Annotated in this window: 14 protein-coding genes; 2 read left to right on the forward strand and 12 right to left on the reverse strand. The window is 66.4% G+C overall.

Annotation, left to right across the window (positions count from 1 at the left end):
* Positions 1 to 11 precede the first annotated feature (11 nt).
* The 6 genes from ShzoTeo12_RS08600 to hemN form a co-directional block, all read right to left on the reverse strand.
* Positions 12 to 1040, reverse strand: coding sequence for a zinc-binding dehydrogenase (locus ShzoTeo12_RS08600; RefSeq protein WP_160784505.1), 1029 nt, complete (start codon positions 1038 to 1040; stop codon positions 12 to 14).
* Positions 1041 to 1053: 13 nt separating this feature from the next.
* Entirely contained in the window at positions 1054 to 2340 is a 1287-nt protein-coding gene (locus ShzoTeo12_RS08605) for a beta-ketoacyl-ACP synthase (RefSeq protein WP_119256120.1), read from the reverse strand.
* A gap of 10 nt (positions 2341 to 2350) precedes the next feature.
* Positions 2351 to 3550 (reverse strand): beta-ketoacyl-ACP synthase, encoded by a 1200-nt coding sequence (locus ShzoTeo12_RS08610; RefSeq protein WP_318912233.1) that lies wholly within the window; start codon positions 3548 to 3550, stop codon positions 2351 to 2353.
* A gap of 2 nt (positions 3551 to 3552) precedes the next feature.
* Positions 3553 to 4035, reverse strand: a complete 483-nt coding sequence (locus ShzoTeo12_RS08615) for a 3-hydroxyacyl-ACP dehydratase FabZ family protein (RefSeq protein ID WP_318912235.1) — start codon at positions 4033 to 4035, stop codon at positions 3553 to 3555.
* A 112-nt stretch (positions 4036 to 4147) separates the two neighbouring features.
* Positions 4148 to 4432 (reverse strand): acyl carrier protein, encoded by a 285-nt coding sequence (locus ShzoTeo12_RS08620; RefSeq protein ID WP_119256117.1) that lies wholly within the window; start codon positions 4430 to 4432, stop codon positions 4148 to 4150.
* A gap of 123 nt (positions 4433 to 4555) precedes the next feature.
* Positions 4556 to 5905 carry an oxygen-independent coproporphyrinogen III oxidase gene (hemN, locus tag ShzoTeo12_RS08625; RefSeq protein WP_318912241.1) on the reverse strand — a complete coding sequence of 450 codons (1350 nt, stop codon included), beginning with the start codon at positions 5903 to 5905 and terminating at the stop codon, positions 4556 to 4558.
* 208 nt (positions 5906 to 6113) lie between these two features.
* Here hemN and ShzoTeo12_RS08630 point away from each other — a divergent pair, with 208 nt between their 5' ends.
* Positions 6114 to 6839 carry a Crp/Fnr family transcriptional regulator gene (locus ShzoTeo12_RS08630; RefSeq protein WP_119256115.1) on the forward strand — a complete coding sequence of 242 codons (726 nt, stop codon included), beginning with the start codon at positions 6114 to 6116 and terminating at the stop codon, positions 6837 to 6839.
* Positions 6840 to 6848: 9 nt separating this feature from the next.
* Here the strand turns inward: ShzoTeo12_RS08630 and ShzoTeo12_RS08635 are convergent, their stop codons facing one another.
* The 6 genes from ShzoTeo12_RS08635 to ShzoTeo12_RS08660 all read right to left on the reverse strand — a co-directional run bounded on the left by ShzoTeo12_RS08635 (position 6849) and on the right by ShzoTeo12_RS08660 (position 12025).
* Positions 6849 to 7277, reverse strand: coding sequence for a L,D-transpeptidase (locus ShzoTeo12_RS08635; protein ID WP_119256114.1), 429 nt, complete (start codon positions 7275 to 7277; stop codon positions 6849 to 6851).
* 141 nt (positions 7278 to 7418) lie between these two features.
* Complete coding sequence (gene cbiB / locus ShzoTeo12_RS08640) at positions 7419 to 8399, reverse strand: adenosylcobinamide-phosphate synthase CbiB (protein WP_318912245.1); 981 nt, start codon at positions 8397 to 8399, stop codon at positions 7419 to 7421.
* Positions 8396 to 9406 carry a threonine-phosphate decarboxylase CobD gene (gene cobD, locus ShzoTeo12_RS08645; RefSeq protein WP_318912246.1) on the reverse strand — a complete coding sequence of 337 codons (1011 nt, stop codon included), beginning with the start codon at positions 9404 to 9406 and terminating at the stop codon, positions 8396 to 8398. The genes cbiB and cobD overlap by 4 nt, the downstream gene beginning before the upstream one ends.
* Positions 9403 to 10710 carry a cobyrinate a,c-diamide synthase gene (locus tag ShzoTeo12_RS08650; protein WP_318912248.1) on the reverse strand — a complete coding sequence of 436 codons (1308 nt, stop codon included), beginning with the start codon at positions 10708 to 10710 and terminating at the stop codon, positions 9403 to 9405. The genes cobD and ShzoTeo12_RS08650 overlap by 4 nt, the downstream gene beginning before the upstream one ends.
* Complete coding sequence (gene cobA, locus ShzoTeo12_RS08655) at positions 10707 to 11549, reverse strand: uroporphyrinogen-III C-methyltransferase (protein ID WP_318912250.1); 843 nt, start codon at positions 11547 to 11549, stop codon at positions 10707 to 10709. Before cobA ends, ShzoTeo12_RS08650 begins: the two co-directional genes overlap by 4 nt.
* Positions 11549 to 12025, reverse strand: a complete 477-nt coding sequence (locus ShzoTeo12_RS08660; protein ID WP_318912251.1) for a cobalamin biosynthesis protein — start codon at positions 12023 to 12025, stop codon at positions 11549 to 11551. The genes cobA and ShzoTeo12_RS08660 overlap by 1 nt, the downstream gene beginning before the upstream one ends.
* A 244-nt stretch (positions 12026 to 12269) precedes the next feature.
* Here ShzoTeo12_RS08660 and ShzoTeo12_RS08665 point away from each other — a divergent pair, with 244 nt between their 5' ends.
* Positions 12270 to 13055 carry a TSUP family transporter gene (locus ShzoTeo12_RS08665; RefSeq protein ID WP_318912253.1) on the forward strand — a complete coding sequence of 262 codons (786 nt, stop codon included), beginning with the start codon at positions 12270 to 12272 and terminating at the stop codon, positions 13053 to 13055.
* Positions 13056 to 13090: the final 35 nt, after the last annotated feature.

The following is a 13090-nucleotide window of genomic DNA, read 5'->3' on the forward strand; positions in this document are numbered from 1 at the left end:
CCGCAACGGCATCAATCCAGCTTCAGAACGATCTTGCCGAAGATCTGGCGCGATTCCATGCGCTCCAGCGCCGTCTCTATGCCGTCGAAGGTGACTTCCGTGTCGATGACCGGATGCACGATGCCGCGCGCCATCTTCTGCATGGCATCCGCCATGTTCTCCATGCGGCAGCCGAAGGAGCCGAGGAGCTTGAGCTGCTGCTGGAACAGCATCATCAGGTTCATGTCGGTGGAAACGCCCGAGGTGGAGCCGCAGGTGACGAGGCGGCCGCCACGCTTGAGGCAGAGCATGGAGCCGGCCCAGGTATCCTTGCCGACATGTTCGAAGACGACGTCGACGCCCTTCTTCTTCGTCAGCTTGCGCACGACGCCCTCGAAGCGGTCTTCACGGTAATTGATGACGTGGTCGGCGCCGAGGGCCTTCGCCTTCTCGATCTTGTCGTTCGAGCCGACCGTGGTGATGACGGTGCAGCCGATCTTCTTGGCGAGCTGGATCGCCGCCGTGCCGATGCCCGAGCCGCCGGCATGGACGAGGATCGTCTCGCCAGGTTCGAGCTTGGCGTTGTCGAACAGCATGTGCTCGACGGTGCCGAAGGTGACGGGCGCGAGCGCCGCGGCGACGGCATCGATGCCGGGCGGTGCCGGAACCAGCAGGCGGGCGGGAAGGTTCACCTTCTCTTGCGCGAAGCCGTCGAGATGGAAGCCGTAGACGCCGCCGACATGTTCGCACAGGTTGTCGCGCTTCTCGCGGCAGGGCTTGCAGAGGCCACAGGTGCGCGCGCCGTAGATCGAGACGAGCTGGCCGGGCAGAACATTGGAAACGCCGGGGCCGAGGGCCTCGACGACGCCGGCGGCTTCCGCGCCGATGACCAGCGGCATCTTGCGCTTGGCGAAGGCCATGCCGCGCCAGCCCCAGACATCGATATGGTTGAGGGCGACGGCCTTGACGCGCAGCGTCACCTCGCCGGGGCCGGGTGCTTCCGGTTCCGGGATATCGGTGATTTCGAGCTTGCGGTCGTCGAGAAGCTGGAGGGCGCGCATGGTAGAATTCCTATCAGGCCGGTTCGGCCGTCATCACGAGGCTGGCGTTCTGGCCGCCGAAGCCGAAGGAGTTGGACAGAACCGCCGTGACACGCGCATCGCGCTTCACGTTCGGCACGACGTCGAGTTGGATCGTCGGGTCGGGGTTCGTGTAGTTGATGGTGGGCGGCAGGGTGCCGGTCAGCATCGTCTGGATCGAGAACACCGCCTCGACCGCACCGGCAGCCGTCAGCGTGTGGCCGATCATCGACTTGTTGGACGAGACCGGGATATTCGCCAGCTTGTCGCCGAAAACGGTCGACATGGAGAGATATTCCATCTTGTCGTTCTCGGGCGTCGAGGTGCCGTGGGCATTGATATAGCCGATGCCGCTCTCGTCGATGCCGGCGTCTTCCAGTGCCGCGCGGATCGTCGCGATGGCGGGGCCGCCATCCGGCGAGGAGCGTGTGCGGTGGAAATGATCGGCCTTCTCACCGCAGCCCTTGAGGATACCGAGCACCTTGGCGCCGCGGGCAATGGCCGATTCCAGCGATTCCAGCACCAGCGTCGCCGCACCTTCGGCGATGACGAAGCCGTCGCGATCCTTGCTGAACGGCTTGGAGGCCTTGGTCGGCGGATCGTTCTGCGTGGAAAGCGCCGAGAGCAGCGCGAAGCGGATAAGCGCCTCGGCCGTCACCGAGCCGTCGGTGCCGACGGTCAGCGCGCGGTCGGTGCGACCCTGGCGGATCGCCTCGACACCGAGCTGGATCGCCGTCGCGCCGGAAGCGCAGGCGGTCGACAGCGTCACCGGAAGGCCGCGCGTGCCGTAACGGTCGGAAAGCCGCTCGGAAATGGAGCCGAAGGCCCAGGCTTCATGCAGCGCCGGGCTGGGATTGTCGCGCAGCACGGCGAGGAAGCGGTCATAGGCATCGCCCGGTCGCTGCGAGGCCGGCGCGCGGTCGGCAAGCGCGAATCGGTCGCGCCAGTCCGGCTCGATCGGCGGGGCAGCGAGGAAGAGCGGGCCGCCGAACTCGCCAGAGATGCCGGCCTGCGCCAGCGCCTCGTCCGTCGTCTCGCGGGCATAGGCATAGGAGCGCTCGACCGGGTTTTCGACCGGCACGTCGATGAAATCGACCGTGCCGGAAATGCGGGTGTTCAGCCCGTCGACCGGAAAGCGGGTGATGCCATGGATGCCCGAGACGCCGCCGGTGAGCGCGGCCCAGTTATCCTTGAGGCCCTGCCCGAGCGACGTGACGACGCCCATGCCTGTCACGGCGACGATGGGGCGACCGAGATGATCCCTGTAAGCGGCATTCGTCATGGCCGGAACCTCACTTCTCTGCGGAAAGGATTGCGACGCCCTCGCCGCGCGAATGGCCGACCGTCGTGACGACGGCGGTGGCGGCGGGAGCGCTCATGGCGGCCTCGACAGCCGTATCGAACGGCGCGACCTTGACACCCGCACCGAGCGTCAGCGCGGCAAGCGACAGGCCGAGCGGGAACTGCGCTTCGAGTGACTGGCCGATGACGGCGCTGTAGCCACGCACTGCGCTGCCGGCGAAACGCTGGTCGAGCCAGGCCTTTTCGCGCGCCGTCGCGTCATGCGCGCCGGATGCGCCGGAGAAGACGACAGTCTCGTTGCCCGCCGAAGCGCCTTCGGCAAGACGCTCGAGGCGCGCTTCCAGCCGGCCTTCGTCACGCGAGCCGCGGTCGCCGCCGATGGCGTCGATGGTCGCGTAGATGCGCGCGCCACGGGCTTCCGCATGTTCACGGGATTCCAGGATGAGGAAAGCAGCGGCCGAGCCGGTAATGATGCCGCCGCCGGCATTCTCGTCACGCGACCAGAGCGGCGCCCAGCCGCCCGTCGCATGCGCGCCGATGGCTTCATAGAGCAGGATGACATCCTGACGCTCGGCAACCAGCGCACTGCCGACAAGCGTATGGGTCGACTGGCCGGCACGGATGCGGTGGAAAGCGGTCTCGACGGCGCTGATGCCCGCGGCTTCCTCGCCCATGAAGGTGCGCGACGAGCCGGTGACCTTGTGCACGATGGAGATGTTACCGGCGAGCAGGTTCGAGAGCTGGGCAAGGAACAGCGTCGGGCGCAGTTCCGTTGTCAGCTTCTCATTGAGCAGGCGTTCGCGGTCGTTGCGCTTCAGGCCCTCGTCGACGATCAGCGAATCGACCGTGATGTCGCGCTCGCCGCCGCCGGCCGCCACGATCATGTCCATCGTGCCGCAGGCATCCGCGTCGTCCTTGAAGCCGGCATCGTCGAGCGCCAGGCCCGCGGCGAAGACGCCGAGACGCTGCCAGTTCTCCATCTGGCGCTGGTCGCCACGCTTGGCGATCTGCTGGTTCCAGTCGATCTCCGGCATCGGATGGACCGGATAGGGCGCGAAGCGCTCCGTATCGATCTTCAGTTCCGGAGCCTTTGCGCTTCCCAGAATCTGCACATGGGCCTCGGCCCCGACACCGTGACAGGTGACGATGCCGACGCCGGTGATGACCACATCGTTCTTCGCCTTCGCCATGCTCACTTCCCTTCAGCAGACGCTGCCAGCGCCTCGAACAAACCCACCTCGCCCGCGCGCTTGCCCACGATATCGGCCAGCGGCACCTCGGCAAACGGCATGGTGCGCAGCTTGAGCTGCGCGTCGCACACCTTCTTGCCGGCCGACGTAATCTTCGTCTTCGTCACGGCATAACCCGATCCGTCATGCTCCAGCACGGCCTCGATGTCGAGTACCGCGTCGGGCTCGACGAAGGTGCGCATCTTGGCCCCGTCGACGCTCATCAGGAAAGGCATGGCCGCAAAATCGGATGCCGCCAGCACGAGGAAGCCGGAAGCCTGCGCCATTGTCTCGATGAGCAGCACGCCCGGAACGAGCGGCATGCCGGGGAAGTGGCCCTCGAAGACCGGGCTCTTGGACGGAACGACGGAGCGGGCCTTCAGCACGCGGCGCGCGCCATCGACGGCTTCCACCCGGTCGATCATCTGGAAATATTCTAGCAGCATCGGATATGCCTCCGCCGAAAACCGAAAGGCCTGCCGAAGACGGCAGGCCGATAGCCCCTTGCGCCGGGATCGTCCGGAACAGCGCCGCCAGCGGCGGCCGGGCGCCGTATGATCAGGCCTTGGCGGCCCGCAGTTCGTCGATCTTGGCGCAGAGGTTCTTCAGGACGAAGTATTCTTCCGTCGCGACCTTGCCTTCGTTGACGTCCTGCGTCCACTTTTCCAGCGGGATCTTGATGCCGAATTCCTTGTCGATCGCAAAGACGATGTCGAGGAAGTCCAGGCTATCGATGCCGAGATCGTCGATCGTGTGGCTTTCCGGCGTGATCGTCTCGCGATCGATCTCGCTCGTTTCAGCAATGATGTCGGCAACCTTGTCGAATGTAGCAGTCACGCCCATACCTCATGAATCTATAGTTGGGCGATCCTATATGGAAATCCGATGCGATTGCCAATGGGGTTGATGAGGGCCCTGCATGATCTGCGCCCCTGTGTTGCGCAAAGAACATGCCCAAGCCCGCCATCAGACCGCGATGGAATGCCGTCCCCGACCACTTGAAAGATGCGCATCGAACGCTGCCGCGACCGTGCGGGCGAAGGGCTTGCCCGCCCCCGTCAGCATGAACCTGTCTCCCTCGATACGGCAAAGGCCGTCCCTGTCCGAAGCGGCGAAGCCGCAGGCCTCCGCCCGGATCGTCGCGGCGAAAAGCGGATGACGGATGGCAAGATCGGCAAAGGAAAAGCCGAAATCGCACATCACCCGTTCGATCACGAAGGCGCGGGCGCGGTCCTCGTCAGTCAGCGCATAGCCGCGGACGACGGCGACACCGCCCTCCTCCACCCGGCGCAGATATTCGCCGGTCGCCGGCATGTTCTGGAAATAGCCTTCCGGCAACTGGCCGATGGCCGATGCGCCGAGCCCGATCAGCGCATCGGCCTGGTCGTCGGTATAGCCCTGGAAATTGCGGCGAAGCGTGCCGTTGCGCGCAGCAACGGCGAGCCGATCGGCCGGCAGGGCGAAATGGTCGATGCCGACGGCCTCATAACCGGCAGTAACCAGCATTTCCCCGGCCATCGTCATCTGCTCAAAGCGGGCGACGACACCGGGCAGTGCAGCTTCGTCGATCATCGTCTGGTGCTTCTTCATCCACGGCACATGGGCATAACCGAACAGCGCGATACGGTCGGGGCTAAGCGAGATGACGGCGCGCACCGTCTCCGCCAGCGTCTCCATCGTCTGGTATGGTAGGCCATAGAGAATATCGCAGTTTACCGAACGCACGCCCCTTTGCCGCGCCGCTTCCACGACGCCGCGCGTCTGCTCGAAGGTCTGGATGCGGTTGATCGCCTTCTGCACCTTCGGATCGAAATCCTGGATGCCGAGGCTGGCGCGCGTCATGCCGATTTCCGCGAGCGCATCGTGTCGCGCCTCGTCCAGGTCGTTCGGATCCATCTCTACCGAGATTTCCGCCTCGGGCGAAAAGGCGAAGCCCTGCTCGAGACAGCGTTTCAGCGCCACCATGTCGTCCGGCCGCAGCAGCGTCGGCGAGCCGCCGCCGAAATGCAGCGCCGTGACAGGCGCCTCCGGCGAGACGCACCGGCCGACGGCCGCGATCTCCGCATGAAGGCCCTTGAGGTAGGCTTCGACCGGCTCGTAACGAAGGGTCTGTTTGGTGTGGCAGGCGCAGAACCAGCAGAGCCGGTCGCAATAGGGAACATGCGCATAGAGCGACAGGCGGTTCGCCTTTCCCAGCCGCGCCAATCCTTTCGTATAGACCTGCGGACCGATCCCCTCGTTGAAATGCGGGGCGGTCGGGTAACTTGTATAGCGCGGAACCGGGGAAGAAAGGCGTCTTACGAGTGCGTCCTGCATGGAATATCTCCTTCGCATACGCAAATAACCCCGAAAGGCGCGCCGCCATTTGATTTTGATCAAGTGAAAGCCGGCGGGACTGCGCTACGATTTGACAATAGTCAGGAAGCGCTATTTTGCCGCGAGGCGGCACGCTTTATGTTCATGCCTGCGTGGGCTAGCACGGCATCGTTGCGTCGTCTGCCGCGGGGCGAAAGGAAAAGCCGACATGGAAGTTCGCCGTCAGGATATCCATAATTCCGACATTCCGCTGGTCTGCCGCGCCTGCGAGGCGCGCCATGGCGGCGTGTGCGGCGCGCTGACGGCCGAACAGCTGACCGAGCTCAACAAGCACTCCTCCCGCCACCGGCTGGAGACGGGCGCCGAGGTGATCGGCCAGGGCGAGACGATCGTCAATTATTCCAACATCATGCGCGGCGTGGTGAAGCTGACGAAGGTCATGGCGGACGGCCGCCAGCAGATCGTCGGCCTGCAGTTCGCCCCCGACTTCCTCGGCCGCCCTTTCCTGGAGGAAAGCGCGATCACCGCGGAAGCTGCCACCGAAAGCGAAGTCTGCAACTTCCCGCGCAACGTACTCGACCGCCTCGTCAGGCGGACGCCCGAGCTGGAGCACAAGCTGCACCGCCAGGCGCTGAAGGAGCTGGACGAGGCGCGCGACTGGATGCTGACGCTCGGCCGCAAGACGGCGCAGGAGAAGGTAGCGAGCTTCCTTTACCTCATCGCCACCCATATCGACCCGGAAAGCGTCGACATGTCGTCCTTCGACCTGCCGCTCTCGCGCGCCGACATCGCCGACTTCCTCGGCCTCACCATCGAGACCGTCAGCCGCCAGTTCACCAAGCTGCGCAAGGAAAACGTCATCCGCATCGAGAACAACCGCCACGTCACCGTCCCCGACATGGACCGGCTGATGCGCTTTGCGGGCAACGACTGATCCCCGCCCTCAGCGCGAGATGACGATGCGGGTGTTCGAAAGCCCGCTGTTGTTCGCCAGCTGGAAGAACGTCGCAGCGTTCGAGGGATGCAGCCGCACGCAGCCGTGCGAGGCGGGGCGGCCGAGGCGTTTGGTGTCGAAGGTCGCATGCACCGCGTAGCCGCCGTTGAAGAAGATCGCATAGGGCATCGGCGCATTGTCGTACTTGCGCGAGCGGTGGTTGCGCGAGGCCCATTTCGCCTTCCACGCGCCCGTCGGCGTGCCGAAGCCCTTGCGGCCCGTCGAGACGCGCCAGCGGTGTTTCACGATACCGTTCTGAGTAACGATCATCGTCTGTGAAGAAAGGCTGACTTCCGCGACAAGGTTGGCGGAAAGTGCAGTCTCGGCCTGGAACAGGACCAGAAGGAATGCGACCGCGGTCGCAAGCAAGCCACGCATGATTTCCCCTCTATTCGTTCGCGCATGACATCGGCGCCATGTTTGACAGCAAGACAGACTATAGACGTTCCAGCCTTCCACAATATTGACGGGGGTGGAGAAAAGAAAACGAAGTTAAGACGTAAAATTTTATCGTTGCGCCTATATGGAGGCCACAAGACCTGCCGCCAGCAGCACCGTGACGGCAAGAACGGCGCAGGCGGCTGAGAAGATACGCAGCGACAGATCGATGTCGGCGACCGTCGCGACGGTGCGGCCGGCGGCGTTCATCATCGGTTCGTCGACGCGCGCGCCGCCATAGATGCGCGGACCTGCAAGGCCGATGCCGAGCGCGCCGGCCATGGCCGCTTCCGGCCAGCCGGAATTCGGCGAGCGGTGCAGGCCGGCATCGCGCAGCGCCGTGCCGATGGCCGCGCGCGCCGCCCGCCGGCCCTGCGCCAGCCATGCGCCGGCGGCGATGAAGAGGATAGACAGGCGCGCGGCGGGCCAGTTGGCAAGGTCGTCGAGCCGGGCGGAGGCCCAGCCGAAATCGAGATATTTCTCGCTCCTGTGACCGATCATCGAATCGGCCGTGTTGAGCATCTTGTAGGCAAGGAGGCCCGGCAGGCCGAGAAGCGCATACCAGAGTGCCGGGGCGACGACGCCGTCGGAAAAATTCTCGGCAAGGCTCTCGATCCCGGCGCGGCAGACCGCCGGCTCGTCGAGCGTCGCCGGATCGCGGCCGACGATCATCGACACGGCCCGCCGCCCGCCTTCGAGGCCGTCGTCCTTGAGGCCGGTCGAGACGGCGCGGACATGGTCGTGAAGGCTCTTCTGCGCGAGGAAGACGGCGACGATGACCACCTCGACAACCGCGCCGACAACGCCGAGCGGCGCGAAAAGCCGGTGCAGGACGAAGCCGGCGAAAAGACTGGCCGCAAGCAGCACCGCAATGCCGGCAGCGCCGTTGAAACGCCGCGTCCCGGGCGAAAGGCGCTTGCCGTTGAAAAGCGCATCCATTGCCCCGATCGCCCGGCCGAACAGCACGACCGGATGCGGCACGCGCTGCCAGAGCCTGTCCGGATCGCCGACGAGGCGATCCAGCAGCAGCGCGAAGAACAGGATCAGCAGCGTCTCCGTCATCGGCCCATCACATCCGCCAGCGCCGCGGCCAGCCGGCCGTCTCCCCTGGCGTCGGGGGAAAGGCCGAACCGCAGCCATCGCGGATTATAATCGAAAGGACGCACCAGCACATGATGGCGGCAAAGGCCTTCATGGATGGCCGCGGCGGCCGCATGGTCCACCAGCGAAAAGAGGCCCGTTCCACCGGCAACAGCGAGGCCGGCAGCCGCCAGCACCGCGTCGAGCGCGGCCTTACGCTCGTCGATGGCGCGGCGGATGGCGGACGTGTCGGAGGCCATGAGAGTGGTCGCGATCGTCAGCGCCGGGCCGGAGACGGCCCAGGGGCCGAGCCCGTCCTCGATGCGGTCGAGCACCGCCGCCTCGCCAATGGCGAAGCCGAGGCGAAGACCGGCAAGGCCGAAGAACTTTCCGAAGGAGCGGAAGACGAGAAGGCCCGGCCTGTCGTCGCCGGCAAGCGGCGCGATGCAACCTTCCGGGCGCATGTCGCCGAAGGCCTCGTCGACGACGAGCAGGCCGCCATTCGCGGCGACGCGCGCATGGAGCGACAGCAGCGCGTCGCGCGGGAAAAGCCGGCCGTCGGGATTGTTCGGATTGACGACGATGACGAGACCGTGCGCTTCCGTCACCGCATCGAGGCTTGCAATCCGGTCCACCGCCACGCCGGCATTGGCGAGCACGCGGGCATATTCGCCATAGGTGGGGGAAAGCACAGCGGCGCGGCGGCCGGGCGAAACGAGGCGCGGCAGGAGCTGGATGGCTGACTGCGTACCGGGCACGGGAAGCGGAAGGGCTTGCGGCGTCGCATAATAACGCTGCGCGGAGATGCGGGCGGCATCCTGGCGGTGGCGATCCGGCAGGCGGTGCCAGGCGGCGATGTCCACCTCGGGAACGGCGACGGGATGGGGGTTGATGCCGGTCGAGAGGTCGAGCCAGTCCTCGGGCCTTCCGCCGTAGCGGGCGGCGGCGGCGGCGATGCCGCCGCCGTGGACGATACGCGGCGCGCTCATGCGGCCTCCGGTGCAAGGTCGATCAGGTGCATGTAGGAGCCGCTGACGGCATCCCGGCGAAGCCCGGCCATGCCGAGATCCTCGCCGACGGCATCCGTGACGGCGAAGAGCCGTTCCGCCTCCCCCTCATGCACGAGAGTCGAATAATGGAACTCGTGCGCCGTCATCGGCGCGGCAAAGCCGGAACCCGCCAGCGGCGTGACGCGGCGATAGCCGAGATGGCGGCGACGCTCGGCGAAGCTGGTGACGAGCGGCAGCAGGCCGAGCATGGCATGGCGCACTCCCGCCGCATCGACCAGCCCCTCCCCGAGTGTCATGTAGCCTCCGCATTCGCCATAGATGCGCGCGCCACGGCGCGCGGCCTCCAGCATGCCCTGACGGAAACGGCCGGCAACGGCAAGCGTCCCGGCATGCAGTTCCGGATAACCTCCGGGCAGGTAGACCGCATCGGCATCGGCCGCGGGCGCCTCGTCGGCAAGCGGCGAAAAGAACGAAAGGCTCGCCCCCGCCATGCGCCAGCCGAGCAGCAGGTGCTGGTAGGTGAAGGCAAAGGCCCGGTCCTCGGCAATCGCGATGCGCTGGCCGAGCGGCGGAAGGTGCAGGACGGCAGAAGGCGGCGGCGAAGCGGCGTGGCCTGCAGCAAGGGCGGCAAGACGGTCGAGATCGCAGTCACGGGCCACCACGCCGGCGGCATGGGTGATGAAGGCTTCCAGCGCCTCATGCTCCCCCGCCTGGACGAGGCCGAGATGCCGCTCCGGCAGGGCAAGCGCCGGGTCGCTGCGCAGCACGCCGAAAATCGCGATGCCGGCGGTTTCCAGCGCCGCGCGCAGCATCGCCTCGTGCCGGGCGCTGCCGACCTTGTTGAGGATGACGCCGGCGACATGCACATCGCCGCGATGATCCCTGTATCCCCTCGCGAGCGCCGCGACGGACTGCGACATGCGGCTGCAATCGATGACGAGCACCACCGGCAGGTCAAGCGTTGCGGCCAGATCGGCCGGCGCGCCCGTGCCGTCGGCCGCCCCGTCGAAGAGGCCCATCATCGCCTCGACGAGCAGAAAATCCCCCCCGCCCGCCTGATGGGCGGCATTGGCGCGGACGAGGTCCGGGCGCATGGCCCAGGGATCGTAGTTGAAGCAGGGGTTTCCGCTCGCCGCGGCATGGAAGGCCGGGTCGATATAATCCGGCCCCGCCTTGCCGGAAACGAGGCGGAGGCCGGCATCGGCCAGCGCGCGGGCAAGGCCGAGCGTCACCGTCGTCTTGCCGGAACCGGAGGCGGGGGCGGCAATGAGCAGTCCGCTCATGCCGGATCCTTCCTTTCGCGCGAGCCGAAGGGGTCGGGCGCGAGCCTGCGGCCGGCAGTCAGCGCGCCGATCCAGTCGAGCGAGGAGCGAAGGCGCACGACCTCGCCCACCACTACGATGGCGGGCGGCTCGATGCCGGCGGCGGCGACATCCGCCTCCGCGCGGGCGAGCGTCGTCTCCAGCACTGCCTGCTCGCTCGTCGCCGCATTGCAGACGAAGGCGACCGGCTCGTCCGGCGAGCGCCCGCCGGCGACGAGATTGGCGGCGATCTGGCCGATATGCTTCATCGCCATGTACATGACGATGACGGGAGACCCCTTGGCGATGCCCTCCCAATTGATACGATCCGGCACGAGCCCGGAGGAATCGTGCCCCGTGAGGAAGGTGACGGCATGGTTGACCTCGCGGTGCGTCACCGGAATGCCGGCATAGGCAAGCCCGCCGATACCCGCCGTGATGCCCGGCACGATGCGGAAGGGAATACCGTGCTCGACCAGCGTCAGCGCCTCCTCCCCGCCGCGCCCGAAGACGAAGGGATCGCCGCCCTTCAGCCGCAGCACGCGATGGCCGGCGCGGGCGAGCTCGACGAGCCGCAGCGAAATGTCCCGCTGCCTGTGTGAGGGCTTGCCGCCGCGCTTTCCGGCAAATTCCAGCACGGCGCCGGGACGCGCCAGCGACAGGCACTCGGCATTGACCAGCGCATCATGCACGACGACATCGGCCTGCTGCAGCGCATTGGCGGCATGGAGCGTCAGGAGGCCCGGATCGCCGGGCCCCGCGCCGACGAGCCAGACGGTGCCTCTTTCCATCGGCGGGAGGGCGGAGAACAGGGCGTGCATCAGATGTGCTCCCGGCTTGAATCGAAATGCGAGGACATGGAATCGCCTTGCGAGGAAACGGCGGCAAGGGCTTGAAAGGATTCAGCCACCGCTGCCGTGGCATGGGCGGATTTCGTCTTCTCCACGACCAGCCGCCCGCCCGCACCTGCCTGCGCCAGCGCCGCCGCCTCGGCAACGCCGTGGCAGCCCGCATGGGCGAAGACGAGGTCAGACGGATTGGCAAGCCGCGGCGTTTCGGTTTCGAGGCGTGCGGCGGAGAAGGTCACGAGCGGCACGGAGAAGTGCCGCGCGACGGCCTGCATGGCCGGCTCCTCGGCGCGCATGTCCAGCGTCGCGACGAAGGCGACATCCTCCGGGCGGGTCACGATGGAAATGGCGAGATCGACGAGTTCGCCCGGCGGCGTTCCGCGCTCGCAGCCAAGGCCGAGAACGAGCGGTCGTCGTCCGGTGTCGGGTGATGGGGCCTCGGCGCTCATGGCGGTCTCTTGCTAAATTCCACGCGAAAGAGCCCGGCCTTGCCGTTTCCGACAGCTCCGGATGAAGCCCCTCTGGGTCAGCCGCACCGGACACCGCTCGGCCCGCTCGGGGCACCGTCGCGTCTCCTTAGTATCGAAGGGCGAAAGGCCGGTCAAACCGGATCGGCGGATCGCCGGCAGGCTTTGCTTTTGTCATGCAGTCTGACAGAAGAACGGCAGACCCCTCGTTTTCCCGAGTCCCGCCGTGGCCGATATCGCCCTCCACCTTCTCGTCTTCCTGTTCTTCGCCGCCTTCCTCGCCGGCTTCATCGATTCGATTGCCGGCGGCGGCGGCATGATCACCATTCCAGCCATGCTGCTCGCCGGCATTCCGCCGCTGGAAACGCTCGGTACCAACAAGTTGCAATCGCTCTTCGGCTCGGGATCGGCGACGCTCGCCTATGCGCGCGCCGGCCATGTGCGGCTCACGGAGCAATTGCCGATGGCCGCGCTCTCGGCGTTCGGCGCGGTTTTCGGCGCCCTCCTGGCGACGGTGGTTCCGGGCGACGTGCTGAAGGCGATCCTGCCCTTCCTGCTGGTGGCCATCGCCGTCTACTTCGGGCTGAAGCCGAATATCGGCGACGTGGACAAGCACCGGCGCATGAGCGTCTTCCTCTTCACCGTCACCATCGTGCCGGCGATCGGCTTTTATGACGGCGTCTTCGGCCCGGGCACCGGCTCGTTCTTCATGCTGGCCTTCGTGACACTCGCCGGCTTCGGCGTCCTCAAGGCGACGGCGCATACGAAGCTCCTGAACTTCGGCTCCAATGTCGGCGCCTTCGCCGTGTTCCTGCTCTACGGCGTCGTGCTGTGGAAGGTCGGCCTCGTCATGGGCGCCGGCCAGTTCCTCGGCGCGCAGGCGGGCTCGCGCGTGGCGATGAAGAGCGGCGCGAAGATCATCAAGCCGCTTCTCGTCGTCACCTCCATCGCGCTCGCCATCCGCCTGATGGCCGATCCGAGCCATCCGCTGCGGGTGTGGCTCGGCTGGTAGGCCGCACGGCCCCTCACCTGCCTGCCGGCATCCTC

The sequence above is a fragment of the Shinella zoogloeoides genome (assembly GCF_033705735.1).
Classification (GTDB): Bacteria; Pseudomonadota; Alphaproteobacteria; order Rhizobiales; family Rhizobiaceae; genus Shinella; species Shinella zoogloeoides_A.

Bases quoted from the DNA above. Each gene is read 5' to 3' on its own strand.
- ShzoTeo12_RS08630 (WP_119256115.1), top strand. From the start codon at position 6,114: ATGGAAGTTCGCCGTCAGGATATCCATAATTCCGACATTCCGCTGGTC.
- ShzoTeo12_RS08620 (WP_119256117.1), bottom strand. From the start codon at position 4,432: ATGGGCGTGACTGCTACATTCGACAAGGTTGCCGACATCATTGCTGAA.
- ShzoTeo12_RS08660 (WP_318912251.1), bottom strand. From the start codon at position 12,025: ATGAGCGCCGAGGCCCCATCACCCGACACCGGACGACGACCGCTCGTT.
- cbiB (WP_318912245.1), bottom strand. From the start codon at position 8,399: ATGACGGAGACGCTGCTGATCCTGTTCTTCGCGCTGCTGCTGGATCGC.
- ShzoTeo12_RS08650 (WP_318912248.1), bottom strand. From the start codon at position 10,710: ATGAGCGGACTGCTCATTGCCGCCCCCGCCTCCGGTTCCGGCAAGACG.
- ShzoTeo12_RS08615 (WP_318912235.1), bottom strand. From the start codon at position 4,035: ATGCTGCTAGAATATTTCCAGATGATCGACCGGGTGGAAGCCGTCGAT.
- ShzoTeo12_RS08635 (WP_119256114.1), bottom strand. From the start codon at position 7,277: ATGCGTGGCTTGCTTGCGACCGCGGTCGCATTCCTTCTGGTCCTGTTC.
- cobD (WP_318912246.1), bottom strand. From the start codon at position 9,406: ATGAGCGCGCCGCGTATCGTCCACGGCGGCGGCATCGCCGCCGCCGCC.
- ShzoTeo12_RS08600 (WP_160784505.1), bottom strand. From the start codon at position 1,040: ATGCGCGCCCTCCAGCTTCTCGACGACCGCAAGCTCGAAATCACCGAT.
- cobA (WP_318912250.1), bottom strand. From the start codon at position 11,549: ATGCACGCCCTGTTCTCCGCCCTCCCGCCGATGGAAAGAGGCACCGTC.
- hemN (WP_318912241.1), bottom strand. From the start codon at position 5,905: ATGCAGGACGCACTCGTAAGACGCCTTTCTTCCCCGGTTCCGCGCTAT.
- ShzoTeo12_RS08605 (WP_119256120.1), bottom strand. From the start codon at position 2,340: ATGACGAATGCCGCTTACAGGGATCATCTCGGTCGCCCCATCGTCGCC.
- ShzoTeo12_RS08610 (WP_318912233.1), bottom strand. From the start codon at position 3,550: ATGGCGAAGGCGAAGAACGATGTGGTCATCACCGGCGTCGGCATCGTC.